This window comes from Roseomonas sp. SRI_022 (assembly GCF_057586215.1).
Genome location: NZ_JBYCZL010000008.1, coordinates 108,259 through 127,732 on the forward strand (window position 1 = coordinate 108,259; position 19,474 = coordinate 127,732).

Here is a 19,474-nt window from a genome sequence, read left to right on the forward strand (position 1 = left end):
TCAGCGCGACGCGGCGGCGATCACGTCCCGGCGCCAGCGCTGGTTCCAGGGCTCGCGCAGGCGCAGCATCTCGTTCCAGTCGAGCGGGATGACGCGGCTGCGGTATTCCGGCGCGAGCGCGGTGCGCGCCATCGCGGCGGGGGCCACCTGCGCGCGCGTATTGGTCGGGCCGTAGAACATGCGCTCAGTGAAGGCGGCCTGCGGCCCGGCCGAGAGCGCATGGTTGAAGAAGGCCACGGCGCGGGCGCGGTTCTTCGATCCGGTGACGATGTTGATGGTGTTGATCTGGAACACCGTGCCTTCGGCCGGCAGCACCACGCCGATGCGCCCCTGCGATTGGTCGGCATAGAGCTGCGCGCGGGCGTTCCAGCCGGTCGCGAAGCGCACCTGGTCGTTCAGGATCAGCGTGTAGCCGTCCGGGTTTGGATCGAAGGTCTGCACCGCGGGGGCGAGTTCGCGCAGCCGCGGCAGGGCGGCGCCGATGTTGCGCCAGTCGCCGCCGTTCGCATGGGCGAGGATCGCGGTGAAGGCGAGACCCTGGATGTTCGGCGGTGCCGACAACGCGATGCGCCCGCGCTGCGCCGGATCCCACATCGCGGCGAGGCCGGTGGGCGCGGGGCGTACGCTGCGCGTGTCATAGACCATCACCAGGTGGTCGTAGGTGACGGCCGGCCCGCAATTGCCGCCGGCCTCACGCGCCATCGGATCGAGTTCGGCGAGGATGGGGAAATCTGCGGGATTGATGCGTTCCACCAGCCCTTCCGCGCAGGCGAGGGCGGCGGTGGTGACGTCCATGATGACGACATCGGTCTGCGGATCGGCCTTCTGTGCGCGCAGCGTGCCGAGCATCTGCGCGCTGGTGCCGCCTTCCGCATACTGCACGGGGCCGAAGGGGTTCACGACGACGGAGGTGTAGTTGTCGCGGAAGATTCCGGCATAGGCCATCAGGGTCATCGGCGCCTGCGCGCGCGCGACGGCAGGCGCGAGCAAGGCAGCGAGGCAGAGCGTGAAGCGCAGCATGATTGTTCCCACCGTTCCGGCTGGTTCGGCGCGGAGACTTGCGCCCTTCCGGATGCGAGTAAACCCCAAAATGCTGCGCCGCAGCGGCATCACCATTCACCCTCATGCAACTGCACGACATGCCCCGGCGAGACCTCGCGGTACTGCCGTTTCGGAGGGCTGAAATCCGGCGCGCGAACGGGGCTGCGAATTTCGTCATTGGAGAGACCGCGACGAATGGCGCGACGCGCGGGATCCGGCACCGGCACCGCGGCCATGAGCCGCTTGGTGTAGGGATGCTGCGGAGATTCGAAGATGGCGGCACGCGGGCCGATTTCTACGATCTCCCCCATGAACATCACGGCGATGCGGTGGCTGACGCGTTCGACCACTGCGATGTCATGGGAAATGAAGAGATAGGCGAGGCCGAGCTCGGCCTGCAGGTCGAGCATCAGGTTCAGCACCTGCGCCTTGATCGAGACGTCGAGGGCGGAGACCGCCTCATCCGCCACGATCAGCCGCGGTGCGAGGGTGAGTGCGCGGGCGATGCACAGGCGCTGGCGCTGCCCGCCGGAAAATTCATGCGGGTAGCGCGACGCCATGTCGGGCGACAGGCCGACCTTGCGCAGCAGGGTCGCGACGCGGTCCTGTGCCTCCGCCTTGCCGGCGAGGCCATGGACGATGATCGGTTCCGTCAGCGCATCCCCGACGCGGCGCCGGGGGTTGAGGCTCGCGAAGGGATCCTGGAAGACCATTTGCATGCGCCGGCGCATTTGCCGCAGTGCCGTCTTGTCGAGCGAGGCGACGTCGGTGCCCTCGAACAGGATCCGACCGCGGGTCGGCGGCACCAGGCGCAGGATCGACCGGCCGGTGGTTGATTTGCCGCAGCCGGATTCACCGACAAGAGCCAGCGTCTCGCCGGCATGGAGCGTGAAGGAGACATCCTCCACCGCATGTACCCGCCCCGTGACGCGCGACAGCACGCCGCCACGGATGTCGAAGCGCGTGACGAGATTCGCGACTTCCAGCAGCGGGCGCTCGGCGGCCTGGACGGTATCGGGCACTTCGACCGGGGTGTCGCTGCCGCCCGCCGCAATGTCCACGACCGGAAAGCGCATCGGTCGACCATGCCCGATCATGGAACCGAGCTGCGGCACGGCGGCGAGCAAGGCGCGAGTATAGGGGGCACGCGGAGCGCGGAAGATCGCGGCTGTCGCACCGGCTTCCACGGCGCGGCCCTTGAACATCACCACGGTGCGGTCCGCGATCTCAGCCACCACGCCCATGTCGTGCGTGATGAAGAGGACGGACATGCCTTCCTCCTCCTGCAGCATCTTCACCAGCTCGATGATCTGCGCCTGGATGGTGACGTCGAGCGCGGTAGTCGGCTCATCCGCGATCAGCAGCTTCGGCTTGCAGGCCAGCGCCATGGCGATCATCACGCGCTGGCGCATGCCGCCGGAGAAGCGGTGCGGGTATTCGTGGAAGCGCGATGCGGCGGCGGGGATGCGGACACGTTCGAACAGGCGCAGCGCCTCGGCTTCGGCCGCCGCGCGGTTCATGCCGCGGTGATAGACCAGCGCCTCGGCCACCTGGAACCCAACGGTCAGCACCGGGTTGAGGCTGGTCATCGGTTCCTGGAAGATCATCGCGACATCGTTGCCGCGCACGCCGCGCATCTCCGATTCCGGCAGGGCGAGCAGGTCGCGCCCATCCAGCGTGATGCGCCCTTCCACCTTGGAATTGGCCGGCGGCAGCAGGCCCATGATGGACAGCGCGGTGACGGACTTGCCGGAACCGGATTCACCGACGATCGCGACCGTCTCGCGCGGGCCGATGTCGAAGGCGAGATCCTCCACCACTCGCCGCCAGGCGCCATCCACCCGGAAGGAAACGTTGAGCCCCGTGATGCTGAGGACGGGGGGGATCACTGCTCGCCCTTCAGCTTGGGGTCCACCGCATCGCGCAGCCCGTCGCCCAGCAGGTTCAGCGCGAAGACCACGACCAGGATCGCGACACCCGGGGCGAGCGCGAGCCAGTAGCTGTCGAGGATGTTCTCGAACCCTTCCCGGATCATGCCGCCCCAGGTCGGCGTCGGCGGCTTCAGGCCGAGCCCGATGAACGCAAGCGAGGCCTCCGTCCGGATCGCGCTGGCGAGCCAGAGCGAGGACATCACCAGGATCTCGGCGAAGATGTTCGGCAGGATGTGGACGAACATGATGCGCGTGTCGGAATAGCCGAGCGAGCGGCAGGCCTCGATGAACTCCCGCTCCTTGACGGATATGGTCGGCGCGCGGGCGATGCGCGCAAAGGCGGGGATGGAGGTGAAGGCGATGGCGACGATGATGTTGATCAGCGTCGGGCCGAGCACCGCAACGATGATCAGGCCGAGGATCAATGCCGGAAAGGCCAGCATGACATCCATCGCCTGCATGACGATCACGTCGAACCGTCCGCCATGCCAGCCGGCGAGGATGCCGATGGTGGATCCGATCACCATCGCCGCCAGTGTTGAAGCGAGGCCGATCAGCAGCGAATACCGCGCACCGTAGAGCAGGCGTGAGAGTATGTCCCGCCCGAAATAGTCGGTGCCGAGCGGGTATTCTGCCGAGGGCGGTTGCAGCTTGGCGAAGAAATCCTGATCCAGCGGATCATGCGGCGCGATCCAGGGGGCGAGGATGGCGAACACCACCACCAGCAGGAAGACGCCAAGCCCAAGCCACGATGTCTTGTTCGCATTGAAGGCGCGGATGGTGGCGGCCAGCGCCGAATCATTTGCGGTCGCGGCGCTCATTTCAGTTTCACCCGCGGGTCGGCGGCGCCATAGGCGAGGTCGGTCAGCAGGTTCACCACGATGACGACCAGCGTGTAGATCACCATCATCCCCTGCAGCATGGTGTAGTCACGCTGGTTCAGCGCACCGACGATGAGCTTCCCAAGGCCCGGGCGGTTGAACACGATCTCCGTCAGCACGGAATTGCCGATCAGCACGCCGAGATAGAGGCCGACGATAGTGATGACCGGGATCAGCGCATTGCGCAGCGCATGTCGCCAAACCACGACGCGCCAGGGCACGCCCTTGGCGCGTGCGGTGCGGACATAGTCCTCCGATAGCACTTCCAGCATCGCGGAGCGCGTCACGCGGGTGATGTAGGCCGCCATGATGAGGCCGAGATTGAAGGCCGGCAGCGCCAGCGACCGCAGCCAGGAACCGAGGCTGTCCGACTGCGCCGAGATCACCGGGAACCAGCGCAGCTGGATGGCGAAGACGATCAGCAGCAGGATGCCCGAGACAAAGGCGGGGAAGGACAGCCCGAGCAGCGAGACCAGCCGCGTCACGTAGTCCGGGATCAGGTTGCGGTTCACTGCCGCCCAGACGCCGAGGGGAATGCCCATCGCCGCGCCGATCACCAGCGCCGCGACGGTGAGTTCGAGCGTCCAGGGCAGGACGTCCATCACCTCGAACAGCACGGGCCGTCCGGTGACGAGGGACACGCCCCAATCCCCCCGCAATGCGCCGAACAGGAATTCGACATACTGCGTGGTCAGTGGCCGATCGAGGCCGAGGCGGACGCGCATCGCCGCGATCGCATCGGCCGTTGCCTGGTCCCCCAGCACCACCTGCGCGGGGTCGCCGGGGACCACGCGCACGATGAAGAACACCAGCGTCAGCACCGCCCACAGCGTGATGACAGCGAAGCCGAGCCGCCTGGCGACGAAGGCGGTCACGCCGTCAGCGCGTGAAGCGCGTGGTCTCGAGCAGCGGCGGCGCCAGGTTCAGCGACGCCTTCAGCTCGTAGCCGAGGTCGAGATTGGTGCGATAGGCCCAGAGCTGCATCTGCTCATAGACCGGCACGGCGCAGACCTCGCGCACGATCTTCACCTGCGCCTCGCGCCATTGGGCGATGGCGCGGTCGCGGTTGGTCTCGCCGCGCGCGGCATCGATCTCGGCATCCGCGACGCGGCAATGGGAGAAGTTCGTCACCGCCGTCGGCGTGCCGACGATCGAGCGCGAATGGAAGAACTGCGTCAGGTAGACATCGGCGACCGGGAAGCGCGCCGCCTGGAAATGCACCACCTGGCTCAAGTTCTGGCGGATCTGCGCGTGGAAGGTGGCGTGCTCCACCGGCGTGATCTCCAGCGTAATGCCCGCGCGGCGGAGCTGCGCCTGCACGCCTTCCATCACGCTCATCATCCCGGGCAGCGTCGTATGGATGGCGCGGATGGTGATGCCGTTCGGGTGCCCGGCCTCGGTCAGCAGGGCGCGGGCGCGGGCGACGTCCGGCGGCAGCAGCGGCGCATCCGGATTGTGGCCGAGATAGCCGCGCGGCACGACCGACAGCGCGGTGACCGAGGTATTCTGCCCACGCAGCTGCACGATCTGTTCGCGATTGATCGCATGCGCGATGGCCTGCCGCACGCGGATGTCGTTCAGCGGCGGCATGGTCATGTTGAGATGGATGACCGACATCTCCGCAGGCTGCATCGCCACCACGCGGACATTCGGCAGTTGCTGGGTGCGGGTGAACCACGTCTGGTCCTGGCGGCCATAGATCATGTCGAGCTCACCCGCCTGGAAGGCGAGGTCGCGCGCGGCGTCCGAGGGGATGAAGCGATACATAACCTCGCGGATCTGCGGCCGGCCGCGAAAATACTGGTCGTTGGCGACGAGGCGGCCGTATTGCTGCGGCACGTATTCGGCGAAGGCGAAGGGGCCGGTGCCGATCGGGCGGCGACGGAAACCTTCGTTGCCCAACTGCTCGACCGCGGCCTTGCAGACCTGGAAGCCGCCCGCGTAGTTCATCACCGCGCCGAGCAGGCTCGGGATGTTCTCCTTCAGCGTGATGCGCACGGTGTAGCGATCCACCGCCTCCACACGGTCGAAGGCCACATAGTCCGAGGAAAAGGCCGAGGTATCGCGCGTCGCCGCGCGGTTCAGCGAGAAGACTGCATCCTCGGCGGTGAATTCGCCGAAGCCGCCATGGCACTGCACGCCACGACGCAGATGGAAGGTCCAGGTTCTCCCGTCAGTGGAACTTTCCCAGCGTTCCGCGAGATCCGGTTCCATGAATTCCGGCGACAATTCGCCGGGCTTGATGCGCACCAGCCCGTTGAAGATCCACTGCAGGAAGCCGCGGCCCGGCGTCGAGGAATTGAGATGCGGATCAAGCACCCCCGCATCGGCGGAGGCGATGCCGACCCGGAGCGTTGTCGATTGCGCCCAGACCGGAGCCGCCATGCCCAGGGACACGGCAACGCCGAGCGCCGCCACGGTCGCGATCCGCCTGATCATCCTGCCTCTCCTGTATTCTTGCGAGGAGTGTTTCATGCGGCGCGGGGGTGGTGCAAGCATGCCGGCTGCCGCGGAACGGAGCCGACGATGCCCAAGCTGATCCTCGCCCATGCCCTGCTGCCGGAAGGCTGGCGCCGCGAGGTGCTGGTCGAGATCGACGCCGTCGGGCGCATCACGGCCGTGCGCTCCGATGCGCAGGACGCCGCCGCTGAGCAGAACGACGCCATCGCCCTGCCCGGTCTGCCCAACCTGCATTCGCACGCGTTCCAGCGCGGCATGGCGGGGCTGTCGGAGCATGCCGGCGCGGCGGATGATTCCTTCTGGACCTGGCGCGAGGTGATGTATCGCTTCCTCGCGCGGCTGACGCCGGATGATGTCGAGGCCATCGCCACCCTTGCCTATGCCGAGATGCTGGAATCCGGCTTCACCCGCGTCGGCGAATTCCACTACCTGCACCATGACCCGGATGGCCGGCCCTATGCCGACGTCGCGGAGATGGCGACGCGCATCGCCGCAGCGGCGGCGGCGACCGGCATCAACCTGACCCTGCTGCCCTGTTTCTACGCGCATGGGGAGGTCGGCGGCGGCCCGCCAGTGCCGGGACAGCGACGCTTCCTGTCGGACCGGGACGGCTTCGCCGCGCTGGTCGCTGGCAGCCGCCGGGCCATCGCCGGGATGCCGGGCGCGAGTTTCGGCCTCGCGCCACATTCGCTGCGCGCGGCCACCTTCGAGGAGATCCGCGATATCGCCGGCCTCGCCGCGCCGGAGGAACCCCTTCACATCCATGCCGCGGAGCAGGTGAAGGAAGTCGAGGCCTGCCGCGCCATCCTCGGTCGGCCGCCGATCACCGCGCTGCTCGACGAGGCACCGCTGTCCGCGCGCTGGTGCCTGATCCACGCGACCCATGGCACGGAGGTGGAACTGCGCGGCGTCGCGGCTGCCGGCGCCGTGGTCGGGCTTTGCCCGGTGACGGAGAGCAATCTCGGCGACGGCATCTTCCCGGCCCTGGCGTATCGCGAGGCCGGCGGCCGCTTCGGCATCGGCACCGATTCCAACATCCTGATTGCGGCGGCGGAGGAACTCCGCACGCTCGAATACTCGCAGCGTCTCGCACATCGCAGCCGCAATGCGCTTGCCCCGCGCGCGGCCTCCACGGCGCGCACCTTGTGGGACGCGACGCTGGCGGGCGGCGCGCAGGCGCTCGGCGCTGGCCCCGCGGGCATCCAGGCCGGCGCCTGGGCGGACCTGGTGCTGCTCGATCCCGCGCATTCGTCACTCGCCGCGCGCAGTGGCGATCGTTGGCTGGATGCGCTGGTCTTCGCCACGCGCGGCGGGCCGATCCGGGATGTGCTGGTGCGCGGGCGGCGCGTCGTGGCGGATGGGCGCCACCCGGCGCGCGCGGCGGCCGAGGCGCGCGTGGCCACGATCCTCACGCGCATCCTCGCCGATTGACGCTGTGGCGCGCACGCCTATCGTCATTGCATGGCAGAACCCGATCCGACCTCGATCGCCGGCAAGGCCTTCCCGCTCCGCGGCGATTTCGACCACGTCGTGGTCGGTGCCGGGGAAGCCGGCATCGCCGCCGCGCGCGCCGCGGCCGCGACCGGCGCCAGGACCCTGCTGGTGGATGAACACCCGCTCGATCCCGGCCTGTTCGGCCTCGACATCCCCTACCTGTTCGGCGCGCGTTTCGATGCCGCGATCCTGAATGCGGCGCGGATGGAAGAACGCGTCGTCGCCGCACGCCCCGGGCTGATGGTGGCGATGGAGGAGGGGGTCGAGGTCGCGCTCGGCACTGCCGCCTGGGGTGGCTTCGTGAAGGGGCAGGCCAGCCGTGCCATGCCGAAGCCGCTGCTCGGCCTGGCGGATCGGGACGCCGCCTGGCTGGTGGCCTTCGATCGGCTGACCATCGCGACTGGTGCGCGCGACGTTGTTCTGCCCTTCCCGGGCTGGACGCTGCCCGGCGTGATGGGCGCGCGCGGCTTCGATGCGGTGTTGCGGCTCTATGGCGCCTTCACCGGGCGGCGCATTGCGGTGGTGGGTGGCGGCGCGCTTGCGGTGGGCGTTGTCATGGCGGCCCGCGCCGTGGGCCTGGATGTCGTGGCGCATCTCGTGACGCCGGGGCCGCTGCGGATCGAGGGGCGGGAGGAGGTGACGGGCCTCGCCTGGCAGGACGGCGCGACCTGGAAGGATGTCGCCTGCGACACCGTCGTCATGGCAGTGGACACGGTCCCGATGGTGGATCTGCCAGACCTGCTTGGCTGCGCCATGCGCTGGGATCCATCGCGGGGCGGCTTCGTGCCGAATGCGTCGGATGTCGTTGCCATCATGGGCGATGCCGCCGGCACCGCGCCCGCCGCGCGTGCGGCCTGGCTGGACGCCGCCCTCGCCGAGGACCACGCGCTGGTCTGCGCCTGCGAGGATGTCACCGCCGGCGATCTGCGCGCGCTGCGTCCGCCGCGCTACCTCGCCGCGGCGGGGCCCGAGGCGGGGCTCGGTGCGCTCGGTGCGCTGAACCAGGACCAGGTGAAGCGGCTGACGCGCGCCGGCATGGGTCCCTGCCAGGGACGCCGCTGCCGGGAAGCGGTGCATGCGTTGCTGTCGCGCGACGGGCCGGCGCCGCTTGCGTCCCATCGCGCGCCGCTGCGGCCCTTGCCGCTGTCGGTGCTCGCGGCGCTGGAGGAAGACCCCGCGCTGCGCGCCAACTGGACCGGCTGGTTCGGCATCGCCGCGCAATGGCTGCCGCATTGGGAGCCGGTGCCGGAGAACGCCGAATATATCGGCGGCCGGCTCAGCGGAGAGGATGTGGTGAAGTGATCGTCATCGTCGGCGGCGGCGTCACCGGCCTGTCCACCGCCTTCTGGCTGGCGCGGGATGGCCATCCCGTCACGGTGGTCGAGAAAGGTATCGTCGGCTGGGAGGCGAGCGGGCGGAACGGCGGCGGCTGCACCCATCCCTATTCGCCACTGTTCCAGGAAGAACAGCGGTTGTGGCCGATGATGGACGAGCTGCTCGGCCATCCCACGGAATGGCGGCCGCATCGGCTGAAGGTGGCCCTGGATGACGGGCAACTCGACCGGATGTGGAAGTCCACGAAGCTCGCCAGCGACCAGGGCTTCGAGGCAGTGGCGCTGGATCGCACCGAGCTGCGCGCGCTGGTGCCCTGGGTGGGCGACAACGCCGTGGGCGGCATCCATTGGAAGTATGGCGGCCACGCCAATCCGCAGCGCACCAGCCAGGCCTATGCCTGGGCGGTGGAACGCCTTGGCGGGCGCATCCTGCAGCACACCGCGGTGCGCGGCATCCGCACGCAGGGCGGGCGCGCGGTGGCGGTCGAGACCAGCGCGGGCGAGATCGGCTGCGACGCCGTGGTGATCGCGGCAGGGCCACACACGGCGGCGCTGGCGGCGCCGCTCGGCCATCGCGTGCCGATGGCGCCCGCGCGCGTCGAGATGATCGTCACCGAACCGCTGCCGCCGATCGCCACGGGCGGCGTGGATGGCAACGGGCTGTACGGACGGCAGACGTTGCGCGGCAACCTGGCCTATGGCGGCGGGCCGCATGAGTGGATCGATCTGGACGGCGAGGGCACGCCGCGGCCGGTGAATTCGCCGGTGGTGGCGAGCCTGGCGCGGCGGTTGAACGAGTTGTTCCCGCGCCTCGGCCATGTTCGCGTGATCCGCTCCTGGGGTGGGATCGTCGAGAACACGCCGGATGGAAGGCCGATCCTCGATCGGCTCGAGGATCCGGGGAATGTCGTCGTTGCCAGCATGTCCTCGGTCGGGTTCGGGCTGTCGCCGGCGACAGGCCGCGCGCTGGCGCAACTTGTGCTGCAGGGGCATTGCGACTTCGCGGACCTGTCGCAGTTGAAGCTGTCGCGCTTCGGCAACCTGCCGCTGGATTGGCGCAGCCGGCAGGGCTGGGACGCCCTGCCGGCTTGACGCGTTACGCCCAGGCCCAGTCGTAGACGTTCCAGGTGATGTCCGTGACGTATTGGTTCGGCGTCGGACCCTGCAACTGCTTGCGCTTCAGATGCCCCTGCACGGAACCGCCCTGCGCAGCGAAGGGCACTTCCTCATGCAGGATGGCCTGGATCTGCTTGTAGGTCGTGGCGCGGTCGGCCTGCTCGGTCTGTGTCACACCGAGTTCGAGCAGGCGGTCCACCTCCGCATTCTCGTACTGCACATAGTTGCTGCCCTGGCGATGCTTCACGGGAATCATCTTCGAATGGCAGCGCGCGGTGTAGTCCGGGTCGAGGCCAACGGTCGGGTCCCATGACACAAGCAGCGTATCGAAGCGCGACTGCGTCGTGTATTCGCCCCACACGACCGAGGCCGGCATGTTGCGGATTTCCATCTCCACGCCGATCGCCTTCCAGTTCTGCTGGAACAGTGCCTGGCAACCCTGGCGGCCAGGATTGCCGGCGGTGGTCGACATGGTGAACTTCAGCTGCACGCCGTCCTTGGCGCGGATGCCATCGGGACCTTTGCGCCACCCGGCCTCATCCAGCAGGCGTTCCGCACCGGCCGCATCGTTGGTGTAGTCCCGCAGGTCACGATTATAGGCCCAATGGGTCGGCTGCAGGTACGACAGGGTCCGCGGCCAGGTGCCGAAATAGATGTCGTCGATCGACTTCTGCATCTGGGTCGCCATGGTCAGCGCCCTGCGCACGCGCGGGTCGCTGAACTGCGGCTTGCCGCAATTGTAGTAGATGAACTGCACGTTCGGAGTGGCATAGACGAGAAATTCGCGGTCGGGGAAGGCGCGCGCCTCGGTCCAGCGATCGTTCGGCACGCCGGACAGGGCGAAGTAGTCGATCTCGCCGGTGCGCGCCTGGCCATAGGCCGCCATCTGGTCCGGCACGAATTTGTGGATGAACTGACGCACCTTGGCCGGGCCGCGGTGATAGTTCGGGTTGCGTTCGTAGATCATGTGGCTGCCGGCGGTGCGGCTGCGCAGCAGATACGGTCCGGTGCCGACCGGCTGGCTGTTGAAGGCCGCCGTCTGGATGTTCTGTTCGCGCCCCAGAATGTGCTGCGGCACGATGTGCATGTTCTGCCATGCCCACAGGAACGGCACGAAGGGGCGGGACAACTCCATCTCGATCGTGTGGTCGTCCTTCACGCGGAAGGCCTTGATCAGGTCGAAGCCCGACCGGCTGCGCACCGCCACCGCCGGGTTCATGATGGTCTGGTAGGTGAACTCGACATCCTTGGCGGTGAAGGGCTGGCCGTCGGACCATTTCACGTCGCGCTTCAGATTGACCGTCCAGGTCAGACCATCGGTCGAGATGCCGCCATTCTGCCGTGACGGCACCTGTGCCGCGAGGTTCGGGATGAAGTCGCCTTTTTCGTTCACGTCCCACAGCGCGTCGAAGACGCAGGCCTCGGGCACGTTCTCGGTGCCGGCATTGACGTAGAGCAGCGGGTTGAACTGCACCGGTTCCTGCGTCATGGCGAGGATGATGCGGTCCCGGTTGATCGACTGCCCCCACACGGTGGGCGCTGCCAGCAGCGTCGCGGATCCGGCGAGAATGCCGCGGCGGGAGATCCTGATGGTCATGTCACGAGCCTCCTTCTTCTTGTGGTTTACGGATCCATGCGAAGGCGCGGGTCGAGCGCGTCGCGCAGCCCGTCGCCGAGAAAGTTGAAGCCCATCACGGTCAGCGTGATCGCCACCCCGGGCAGGATGGCGAGCCAGGGCACGGTGTCGAAGTAGCCCTGCGCATTGGTCAGCATGTTGCCCCAGGACGCCAGCGGTGGCTGCACGCCATAGCCGAGATAGGAGATGTAGCTTTCCATCAGCACGGCGGACGCGACCTTCAGCGTCGCCGCCACCAGGATCGGCGCGGCAGCATTCGGCAACAGTTCGCGGAACATGATGCGCGCGCGCGAAGCACCCAACGCGCGCGCCGCGGCGACGAAGTCCTGTTCCTTCAGGTGCAGGATCTCGGCGCGCACGATGCGGCTGACCTCCATCCAGGACGTCAGGCCGATGACGAACGAGATGGACAGCAGCGTCGGCGGCACGAAGGCGGCGACCACCAGCAGCAGGAAGACCTGCGGGAAGCAGAGCATGGTGTCCACGAAGCGCATCAGCACCGTGTCCATCAGCCCACCCAGGAATCCTGCGGTGATGCCAATCAGCGCGCCGGTCATGACGGTCGTGACCATCGCCACCAGCCCGACGGTCAGCGACACCCGCCCGCCATACAGCAGGCGCGACAGCGTGTCGCGGCCCAGCTCATCGGTCCCCAGCGGAAACCGCCAATCGGCGAAGGGCGGACGGAAGCGCAGCGTGGTGTCGAGCAGCGTCGGGTCCTGCGGCGCCAGCACCGGCGCGAACAAGGCCGAGGCCAGCAGCAGCGCCACCACGATGCCGCCGGCCAGTGCCAGGCGATGACGCCGGAAGCGCGACCAGATACGCCCGGCCTGGCCCTGCGGCGTGATGGCGGCGGCACTCATTGCAGCCGCACCCGCGGATCGACCAGGGCGATGGCGATGTCGGCTACCAGGTTGCCGACGATGACGAAGATCGCGGTGAACATCATCATCCCCATCAGCACCGGGTATTCCTTCATGTTCAGCGCATCGACGAACAGCCGTCCCATGCCCGGCCAGCCGAAGATCGTCTCGGTCACCAGCGCGCCGGAGAACAGGAACGGCAATTCGACGCCGAGCAGTGCGATCAGCGGCTTCGCGGCATTGGGGAAGGCGTGGCGCAGCAGCCGCTTGGCCGGCGGCACGCCCTTGGCACGCGCGGTGCGCATGAAGTCCTGGTGCATCACCTCGAGGAAGGCGGAGCGCGAGTAGCGGCTCCAGGTCGCGGTGATGACCAGCGCCAGCACCATGGTCGGCAGCACCAGATGCCGCAGCAGGGAGACGATGTTGCCCTCCTCCCCCAATTCCCACATGCCGCCGGACGGCAGCCAGCGCAGTTCGATGGCGAAGATGAAGATCGCCATCAGGCCGAACCAGAAGGTCGGGAAGGACAGCGCGAACAGCGCGCCGGTCGTCGCCAGCACGTCGAACACCGAATACCGCTTCACCGCCCCGAGCACGCCCACCGACAGGCCGAGCACGATGGCGACCGACAGCGCGCTGCCCATCAGCAGCAGCGTCGCGGGCACGCGTTCCAGGATGACGTCCAGCACCGGCCGCCCGCCGAAGAAGGTGTAGCCCCAATTGCCCGAGAAGATGCCGCTCGCCCATTTGACGTATTGGATGTGGACGGGCTGGTCGAGGCCGAAGATGATCTTGATCCGCTCGATGTCCTGCGCCTGGATCGTCGGGTTCAGCGTATAGACGGCGAGCGGCCCACCCGGTGCGAGGTGCATCAGCCCGAAGCCGATCAGCGACACGCCGATCAGCAGCGGGATCGCTTGCAGCAGCCGCCGCGCCACGAAGCCGATCATGGCGACACCAGATGGCAGGCGACGGCGTGGCCGGGGGCTATGATGCGCGAGGCCGGCGCTTCCTCCGCGCAACGCGGAATCGCCATCGGGCAGCGCGGGTGGAAATGACAGCCGCTCGGCGGCCGCGCCGGGCTTGGCACGTCGCCCTGGGGCACCTGGCGGGCGCGGCGGCGGCCCGGGACCGGTTCGGGCACCGCGGAGAGCAGCGCCTGGGTGTAGGGATGCCGCGCGTCGAAGAACAACGCCTCACGCGGCGCGGTTTCCACCACGCGACCGAGATACATCACCGCCACCCGGTCCGCGACATGGCTGACCACGGCGAGGTTGTGCGAGATCATGATGTAGGCGAGGCCGAGTTCCGCCTGCAGCCGCTTCATCAGGTTGATGATCTGCGCCTGGATCGAGACGTCCAGCGCGCTGACCGGTTCGTCCCCGATCACCAGTTCCGGCCGCAGGGCAAGGGCGCGCGCGATGCCGATGCGCTGGCGCTGCCCGCCGCTGAATTCATGGGGGTAGCGGCGCGCGGCGTCTGGCGGCAAGCCGACCAGGCGCAGCAGCTCCGCGACGCGGTCGGCGCGGTCCCCGGCATCGCCGATGCGGTGGATCTCGAAGGGCGCGGCCAGGATGCCGCCCACCGTCATGCGTGGATTGAGGCTCGCATAAGGGTCCTGGAAGACGATCTGCATGCGCTGGCGGAACGGCGCGAGCTGCCGCGGCGCGTGATGCGCGATCTCCTCCCCGCCGAAGCGGATGGACCCGCCGGAGGGTTCAATGAGCCGCAGAATGGCCTTGCCGGTGGTCGTCTTGCCGCAGCCGCTTTCCCCGACCAGGGCCAGCGTCTCGCCGCGCGCGACCTGCAGCGTCACGCCGTCGACCGCGCGCACGGTGCCGGTGCGCCTTCGCAGAAAGGCGGAGCGGATGGGGAAATGGACCTCAAGGCCCGTGACCCGGAGCAGCGGTTCAGCCATCGACCGGGTTCCAGCAGGCGACGCGATGGCCTGGCGCGAGCGACCCAAGCGGCGGTGGCTCCGCCGCGCAGCCCGAGATGGCGCGGCCGCAGCGCGGCATGAAGGCGCAGCCGCGCGGACGTTCGGCGGCGCTCGGTACCATGCCGGGAATCTCCGGTAGCGTCGGTGCCGGACGCCGTTCGATGCGTGGGATGGAAGCGAGCAGGCCGCGCGCATAGGGGTGGCGCGGTGCCGCGAACAGCGCGGCGACCGGCGCTTCCTCGACGATGCGCCCGGCATACATCACGGCGACGCGGTGCGCCGTCTCCGCGATCACCGCGAGGTCGTGGGTGATCAGCAGGATGGCGCTACCCATCTCGCGCTGCAACTCGGCCAGCAATTCCAGGATCTGCGCCTGCACCGTGACATCGAGCGCGGTGGTCGGTTCGTCGGCGATCAGCACGGAAGGCCGGCAGGCCAGGGCGATCGCGATCATCGCGCGCTGCCGCATGCCGCCGGACAGCAGATGCGGATAGGCGCGCCGCACGCGGGCCGGGTCGGGAATGCCGACCAGCCGCAGCATCTCCTCGGCGCGCGCCGCCGCCGCGCCGGCGGATAGGCCCAAATGCCGCATCAGCGGCTCTGCGATCTGCCGCCCCACGGTCATCACGGGGTTCAGCGAGGTCATCGGTTCCTGGAACACCATGGAGATCGCACGGCCGCGCAGCGCGGACATACGCGTCTCGCTCAGTTCCATGATGTCGGCACCGTCGAGCAGCACCTCCCCGCGCGGCAGGTGGTCGAGCGGCGGTTCCAGCAGACGCATGAGGGTCAGCGCGGTCAGCGTCTTGCCGCTGCCGCTTTCCCCGACAAGGCCGAGCGTCTCGCCGCGATGCAGGTCGAAGGACACGCCATCGACCGCGCGCAGCACATGCGGCGGCACCGGAATGTGCAGCGAGAGGTCGCGGACGCTGAGCAGCGGCGTTTCGGCGGCGAGCGCGCCGGCATCCTCCGGCAGCGTCGCCTGGGCGGTCACGCGATCACCACGCCTTCGCCCGCGCCGGCCTCGATCAGCCAGTGGAAGAAGGGCTCGGCCAGGGTCGAAAAGACCGTCAGCTCGAAGGTCGGCGTATCATCCGCCTGGTGGATGAGGCAGCCGATCTGGGCGATCTGCGTCGTCGCGGCGCTGCCCGGTCCGAAGACGCGGGGATGCAGGTCGATGCGGCAGCCGCGCGCCAGCACGGCGCGTGCGGCGGGGCCAGCAGCGGCGATGGTGACGCGGCCGTGGCTCTGGTCCTCGACTGCGGCGATGCCGGCGAAGGCCTCCGCGGCACGGGTGGCGAGCGCGCCTTCCTCCCTGCGCGGCGCGGTCAGCATCCAGGCGCCCGGTTGGATCCAGATGGCGGTTGCGCCGGCGCCGGCCGCGGAACGGCCCGGCCCTGGCGGCGCTGTGCCGAAGGCCTGCGTCATGGCGGCGGCCAGCGCGGCATCCTGTCCGCGCCGGACCATCACCTGCACGATGTCACGGCGCGGCAGGCTGACGCGCAGCGGCGCTGGCCCCGCCGCGCCGTGATGGCCCGGCGCGGCGAAGGCCGCCAGCGGATGGGTGGGCTCAGGCGCGGACAAGCTGGTTCTCCGGGTCATAGCCATGCGGGGTGACGATCTTCACCGGCACGTCCTCGCCCAACAGTGGATTGGCCGCGCGGATCTCGGTGCCGATCAGCGCCTCCCCATCGCGCAGCATACCGAGGCCGATCCAACCGGGATCGACCACCGACTGCGTTGCACTGGAGATCCAGCCCTGGCTCGCGCCATTGACCAGCAGATGCGACCCGGCGCGGATCTGGCGTTGCGGATCGACGCTGCGCAGGCCCACCAGGCGGGGGCGCGACGGATCCAGCATCCCTGGCCGTTGCGCCAATACGCGCCCGATGAAGTCGCCCTTCTTCTTCAGCATGCGCCCAAGGCCGAGGTCATGGGCCGTGGTCTGGCCGTTCAGTTCCGATCCGGCGACATGCCCCTTCTCGATGCGCAACAGGCCGAGCGCCTCCATGCCATAGGGTTCGATGCCATGCGCCGCGCCGGCCGCCATCGCCGCCTGCCAGACATGCGCCGCGTAACCGGCGGGCATGGCGATCTCATAGGCGAGCTCACCGGAGAAGGAGATGCGGAACAGCCGGGCCGGCACGCCGGCCGCGACACAATCCGATACCGCCATGAAAGGGAAGGCGTCGTTGGACAGGTCGATGCCCTGCACCACGCCGGCCACCACGTCGCGCGCCTTCGGACCGGCGATCGCGATCGCCGCCCATTGGTCGGTGACGCTCGCCAGGCTGACGTCGAGATCCGGCCAGGCGCTGGCGAGATGGAATTCGAGATGCTGCATCACCGGCCCGGCCTGCGCCGTGGTGGTGGTGACGAAGAAGCGCTCCGGCCCGATGCGGCTGGTGGTGCCGTCGTCGAAGACGATGCCGTCTTCCCGCAGCATCAGCCCGTAGCGCGCGCGCCCGACCGGCAGTGTCGAGAAGGTGTTGGCATAGACGCGGTCGAGGAAGGTCGCCGCGTCCGGTCCTTCCACCGCGATCTTGCCCAGCGTCGAGACGTCGCAGATGCCCACGCGCTGGCGCACCGCGCGTGCCTCGCGCTTCACGCTGGCCCAGGCATCGACATCCTCGGACTTCGGGTAGTAGGCGGGACGCTTCCACAGGCCGGCATCCATCCAAACCGCACCGAGCGCGTCGTGCATCGCGTGCAACGAGGTGCGCCGCACGGGCTGGAAATGCTCGCCGACCTCGCCGCCGGCCATCGCGCCCCAGGTGATGGGGGCGGTGTAGGGCCGGAACCGCGGCAGGCCGACCGTCGCCACCGGCTCGCCGCGCGCTTCCGCCAGCACCGCCGCGCCGACGATGCCGCCGGTCTTGCCCTGGTCGGTGCCCATGGCGTGGGTGGTGTAGCGCTTGGCGTGCTCGATATGGCTGAAGCCCTCGCGATGGGCGAGGCGGATGTCGTCGGCCGTCACATCGTCCTGGAGATCGACGAAGGCCTTGCCGTTGCCTTGCACTTCCCAGACCGGATGCGGGCGGTGATCGGGCAGCGGCGCATGCGGCAAGGGGATGTCCGATGCGGCCGCGAAGCCCGCGGCGATCGCCGCGTCGCGCCCGGCCACCGCGCCATCCGCCGCTGCGGCACCAATGCCGTTCACGCCGCGGCAGGCACCGGCGCTGCGTTCGCGCTGCACCGGCGCGCCGGGGATGAAGGCGTGCAGCGCATCGTCCCAGGCGAGCGCAGCGCCCGACATGGATGCAAGATGCACTGCCGGGTTCCAGCCGCCTGAGATCATCAACAGGTCGGCAGGCATCGCATCGCCACGCCCTGCCGCGCCATTCGCGCGCAGTTCGATGCCACGCAGCGCGGTGCCGCCGACAGTGCCGCAGACGACGCTGCCGGCCTTGACGGTGAAGCCGGCCTCCCGCGCATGTTGCATCGCCGGGCTGTCGGCGCGTGGGTCGATGATGGCGGCGATGCGCGTCCCGGCCTCCGCCATCGCGAAGGCGGCGTCATAGGCGCCGTCATGCGTGGCGAAGAGCGCCGCCGCTTCGCCCGCGCGCACGCTGAAGCGCCGCGCGTAGGTCCGCGCCGCGCCGGCGAGCATCACCCCAGGACGGTCATTGCCAGGGAAGGCGACCAGCCGTTCATGCGCGCCGGTCGCGAGCACGACCTCCTTTGCGCGGATCGTCCAGGCGCGCTGGCGCGGAGTGTGCGCGGGCGGTTCTGGCAGGTGATCCGCCAGGCGCTCCACCGCGCCCAGCACGCCCTGATCGTAGAAGCCGAAGACCATGGTCCGCGGCATGACCGTCACTTCGGGGATGCCGTCCAGCGCGGCGATGGTCTCACGGCGCCAGGCCTCGAGGCCGGGTTCGTTCAGCAGGTCGCCGCCGAGCAGGAAATCCTGCTCCGCCAGGATCACGCGCGCGCCGGCCGCGCCAGCCGCGCGTGCCGCCGCGAGGCCCGCCGCACCCGCGCCCACCACCAGCACGTCGCAATGCGCATGGGCGGCGTCGTACCGGTCGGGGTCCGGCAGGCCCGATGCGCGGCCGAGGCCCGCGGCCTTGCGGATCATCGGCTCATAGACCCGTTCCCAGAAGGCGGCGGGCCACATGAAGGTCTTGTAGTAGAAGCCCGCGCCGAGCCAGGGCGAGAGCAACCCGTTCACCGCCATCCAGTCGAAGGCGAGCGAGCCGCGACGATTCTGGCTCGCAGCCGCCAGGCCGTGGAAGAGTTCCGCCACCGTCGCGCGGGTGTTCGGTTCGCGCCGCGCGCCGTCGCGCAACTCGACCAGCGCATTGGGTTCCTCGACGCCGGCCGAGACGATGCCGCGCGGACGGTGATACTTGAAGGAGCGCCCGACCAGCCGCACGCCATTCGCCAGCAGTGCAGAGGCGAGAGTGTCGCCGGCATGGCCTTCAAGGCGACGCCCATCGAAGGTGAAGGCCAGCCGCGTCGCGCGATCGACGTGGCCGCCCTGGGGCAGGCGGTGCGGCTGCGTCATGGCTGCGGCACCTCAAGCGCTTCGGTCGCGGTCGTCACCGCGCGGATCTCATGCGTCACGGTATGGCGCAGCACCTTGAGGAAGGCGCGGCAGCCGGCATTGTGCTGCCACCATTCCACCTGCCAGCCACGCGGATTGGCGCGCAGGTACAGGTAGTCGTGGAAGGCCTCGATCCCCGCTTCGGGGCCGGGGCGCGTCACCGTCGCATCGCCGCGATAGGCGAATTCCGTCTCGTCGCGGGCGCCGCAATGGGGGCAGGGGATGCGCATCCT

The 19,474-nt window shown here is 69.0% G+C and carries 16 protein-coding genes; 3 read left to right on the forward strand and 13 right to left on the reverse strand.

What is annotated here, in order from left to right; translation table 11 throughout:
• The 5 genes from AC2YHJ_RS10150 to AC2YHJ_RS10170 form a co-directional block, all read right to left on the reverse strand.
• Positions 1-1,020, reverse strand: coding sequence for an extracellular solute-binding protein (locus AC2YHJ_RS10150; RefSeq protein WP_487395773.1), 1,020 nt, complete (start codon positions 1,018-1,020; stop codon positions 1-3).
• Between the two features lie 89 nt (positions 1,021-1,109).
• Positions 1,110-2,930, reverse strand: a complete 1,821-nt coding sequence (locus AC2YHJ_RS10155; protein ID WP_487395774.1) for an ABC transporter ATP-binding protein — start codon at positions 2,928-2,930, stop codon at positions 1,110-1,112.
• Positions 2,927-3,793 carry an ABC transporter permease gene (locus AC2YHJ_RS10160; RefSeq protein WP_487395775.1) on the reverse strand — a complete coding sequence of 289 codons (867 nt, stop codon included), beginning with the start codon at positions 3,791-3,793 and terminating at the stop codon, positions 2,927-2,929. The genes AC2YHJ_RS10155 and AC2YHJ_RS10160 overlap by 4 nt, the downstream gene beginning before the upstream one ends.
• Positions 3,790-4,728 carry an ABC transporter permease gene (locus AC2YHJ_RS10165; protein ID WP_487395776.1) on the reverse strand — a complete coding sequence of 313 codons (939 nt, stop codon included), beginning with the start codon at positions 4,726-4,728 and terminating at the stop codon, positions 3,790-3,792. The genes AC2YHJ_RS10160 and AC2YHJ_RS10165 overlap by 4 nt, the downstream gene beginning before the upstream one ends.
• A gap of 4 nt (positions 4,729-4,732) precedes the next feature.
• Positions 4,733-6,292, reverse strand: a complete 1,560-nt coding sequence (locus AC2YHJ_RS10170) for an ABC transporter substrate-binding protein (RefSeq protein WP_487395777.1) — start codon at positions 6,290-6,292, stop codon at positions 4,733-4,735.
• Between the two features lie 87 nt (positions 6,293-6,379).
• Here AC2YHJ_RS10170 and AC2YHJ_RS10175 point away from each other — a divergent pair, with 87 nt between their 5' ends.
• The 3 genes from AC2YHJ_RS10175 to AC2YHJ_RS10185 are packed head-to-tail and all read left to right on the forward strand — an operon-like array spanning position 6,380 to position 10,233.
• Positions 6,380-7,744: a formimidoylglutamate deiminase gene (locus AC2YHJ_RS10175; RefSeq protein WP_487395778.1), complete on the forward strand. Its 1,365-nt coding sequence runs from the start codon at positions 6,380-6,382 to the stop codon at positions 7,742-7,744.
• Between the two features lie 30 nt (positions 7,745-7,774).
• Positions 7,775-9,109, forward strand: coding sequence for an FAD-dependent oxidoreductase (locus AC2YHJ_RS10180; RefSeq protein ID WP_487395779.1), 1,335 nt, complete (start codon positions 7,775-7,777; stop codon positions 9,107-9,109).
• Positions 9,106-10,233 (forward strand): NAD(P)/FAD-dependent oxidoreductase, encoded by a 1,128-nt coding sequence (locus AC2YHJ_RS10185; protein ID WP_487395780.1) that lies wholly within the window; start codon positions 9,106-9,108, stop codon positions 10,231-10,233. Before AC2YHJ_RS10180 ends, AC2YHJ_RS10185 begins: the two co-directional genes overlap by 4 nt.
• Positions 10,234-10,237: 4 nt before the next feature.
• On the opposite strand, the gene AC2YHJ_RS10190 is transcribed toward AC2YHJ_RS10185, so the two are convergent.
• From AC2YHJ_RS10190 to AC2YHJ_RS10225, 8 genes are read right to left on the reverse strand one after another with little or no spacing between them, the layout of a single operon-like run.
• A complete protein-coding gene (locus AC2YHJ_RS10190) occupies positions 10,238-11,854 on the reverse strand; it encodes a peptide ABC transporter substrate-binding protein (RefSeq protein WP_487395781.1) in 1,617 nt (538 codons plus the stop codon).
• Positions 11,855-11,880: 26 nt separating this feature from the next.
• On the reverse strand, positions 11,881-12,756 hold the full coding sequence (locus tag AC2YHJ_RS10195) for an ABC transporter permease (protein WP_487395782.1): 876 nt from the start codon (positions 12,754-12,756) through the stop codon (positions 11,881-11,883).
• A complete protein-coding gene (locus tag AC2YHJ_RS10200) occupies positions 12,753-13,706 on the reverse strand; it encodes an ABC transporter permease (protein WP_487395783.1) in 954 nt (317 codons plus the stop codon). The genes AC2YHJ_RS10195 and AC2YHJ_RS10200 overlap by 4 nt, the downstream gene beginning before the upstream one ends.
• Complete coding sequence (locus AC2YHJ_RS10205) at positions 13,703-14,674, reverse strand: ABC transporter ATP-binding protein (RefSeq protein WP_487395784.1); 972 nt, start codon at positions 14,672-14,674, stop codon at positions 13,703-13,705. The genes AC2YHJ_RS10200 and AC2YHJ_RS10205 overlap by 4 nt, the downstream gene beginning before the upstream one ends.
• Positions 14,667-15,689: an ABC transporter ATP-binding protein gene (locus AC2YHJ_RS10210; protein WP_487395786.1), complete on the reverse strand. Its 1,023-nt coding sequence runs from the start codon at positions 15,687-15,689 to the stop codon at positions 14,667-14,669. The genes AC2YHJ_RS10205 and AC2YHJ_RS10210 overlap by 8 nt, the downstream gene beginning before the upstream one ends.
• Positions 15,686-16,279 carry a sarcosine oxidase subunit gamma gene (locus AC2YHJ_RS10215; RefSeq protein ID WP_487395787.1) on the reverse strand — a complete coding sequence of 198 codons (594 nt, stop codon included), beginning with the start codon at positions 16,277-16,279 and terminating at the stop codon, positions 15,686-15,688. Before AC2YHJ_RS10215 ends, AC2YHJ_RS10210 begins: the two co-directional genes overlap by 4 nt.
• Positions 16,266-19,202, reverse strand: a complete 2,937-nt coding sequence (locus tag AC2YHJ_RS10220; RefSeq protein ID WP_487395788.1) for a sarcosine oxidase subunit alpha family protein — start codon at positions 19,200-19,202, stop codon at positions 16,266-16,268. The genes AC2YHJ_RS10215 and AC2YHJ_RS10220 overlap by 14 nt, the downstream gene beginning before the upstream one ends.
• Positions 19,199-19,471, reverse strand: coding sequence for a sarcosine oxidase subunit delta (locus AC2YHJ_RS10225; protein WP_487395789.1), 273 nt, complete (start codon positions 19,469-19,471; stop codon positions 19,199-19,201). Before AC2YHJ_RS10225 ends, AC2YHJ_RS10220 begins: the two co-directional genes overlap by 4 nt.
• Positions 19,472-19,474: the final 3 nt, after the last annotated feature.

What these genes read in the sequence shown, in the direction of transcription:
- AC2YHJ_RS10200 (WP_487395783.1), bottom strand. Translation starts at nt 13,706, where the DNA reads ATGATCGGCTTCGTGGCGCGGCGGCTGCTGCAAGCGATCCCGCTGCTG.
- AC2YHJ_RS10160 (WP_487395775.1), bottom strand. Translation starts at nt 3,793, where the DNA reads ATGAGCGCCGCGACCGCAAATGATTCGGCGCTGGCCGCCACCATCCGC.
- AC2YHJ_RS10225 (WP_487395789.1), bottom strand. Translation starts at nt 19,471, where the DNA reads ATGCGCATCCCCTGCCCCCATTGCGGCGCCCGCGACGAGACGGAATTC.
- AC2YHJ_RS10180 (WP_487395779.1), top strand. Translation starts at nt 7,775, where the DNA reads ATGGCAGAACCCGATCCGACCTCGATCGCCGGCAAGGCCTTCCCGCTC.
- AC2YHJ_RS10205 (WP_487395784.1), bottom strand. Translation starts at nt 14,674, where the DNA reads ATGGCTGAACCGCTGCTCCGGGTCACGGGCCTTGAGGTCCATTTCCCC.
- AC2YHJ_RS10150 (WP_487395773.1), bottom strand. Translation starts at nt 1,020, where the DNA reads ATGCTGCGCTTCACGCTCTGCCTCGCTGCCTTGCTCGCGCCTGCCGTC.
- AC2YHJ_RS10220 (WP_487395788.1), bottom strand. Translation starts at nt 19,202, where the DNA reads ATGACGCAGCCGCACCGCCTGCCCCAGGGCGGCCACGTCGATCGCGCG.
- AC2YHJ_RS10195 (WP_487395782.1), bottom strand. Translation starts at nt 12,756, where the DNA reads ATGAGTGCCGCCGCCATCACGCCGCAGGGCCAGGCCGGGCGTATCTGG.
- AC2YHJ_RS10190 (WP_487395781.1), bottom strand. Translation starts at nt 11,854, where the DNA reads ATGACCATCAGGATCTCCCGCCGCGGCATTCTCGCCGGATCCGCGACG.
- AC2YHJ_RS10175 (WP_487395778.1), top strand. Translation starts at nt 6,380, where the DNA reads ATGCCCAAGCTGATCCTCGCCCATGCCCTGCTGCCGGAAGGCTGGCGC.
- AC2YHJ_RS10170 (WP_487395777.1), bottom strand. Translation starts at nt 6,292, where the DNA reads ATGATCAGGCGGATCGCGACCGTGGCGGCGCTCGGCGTTGCCGTGTCC.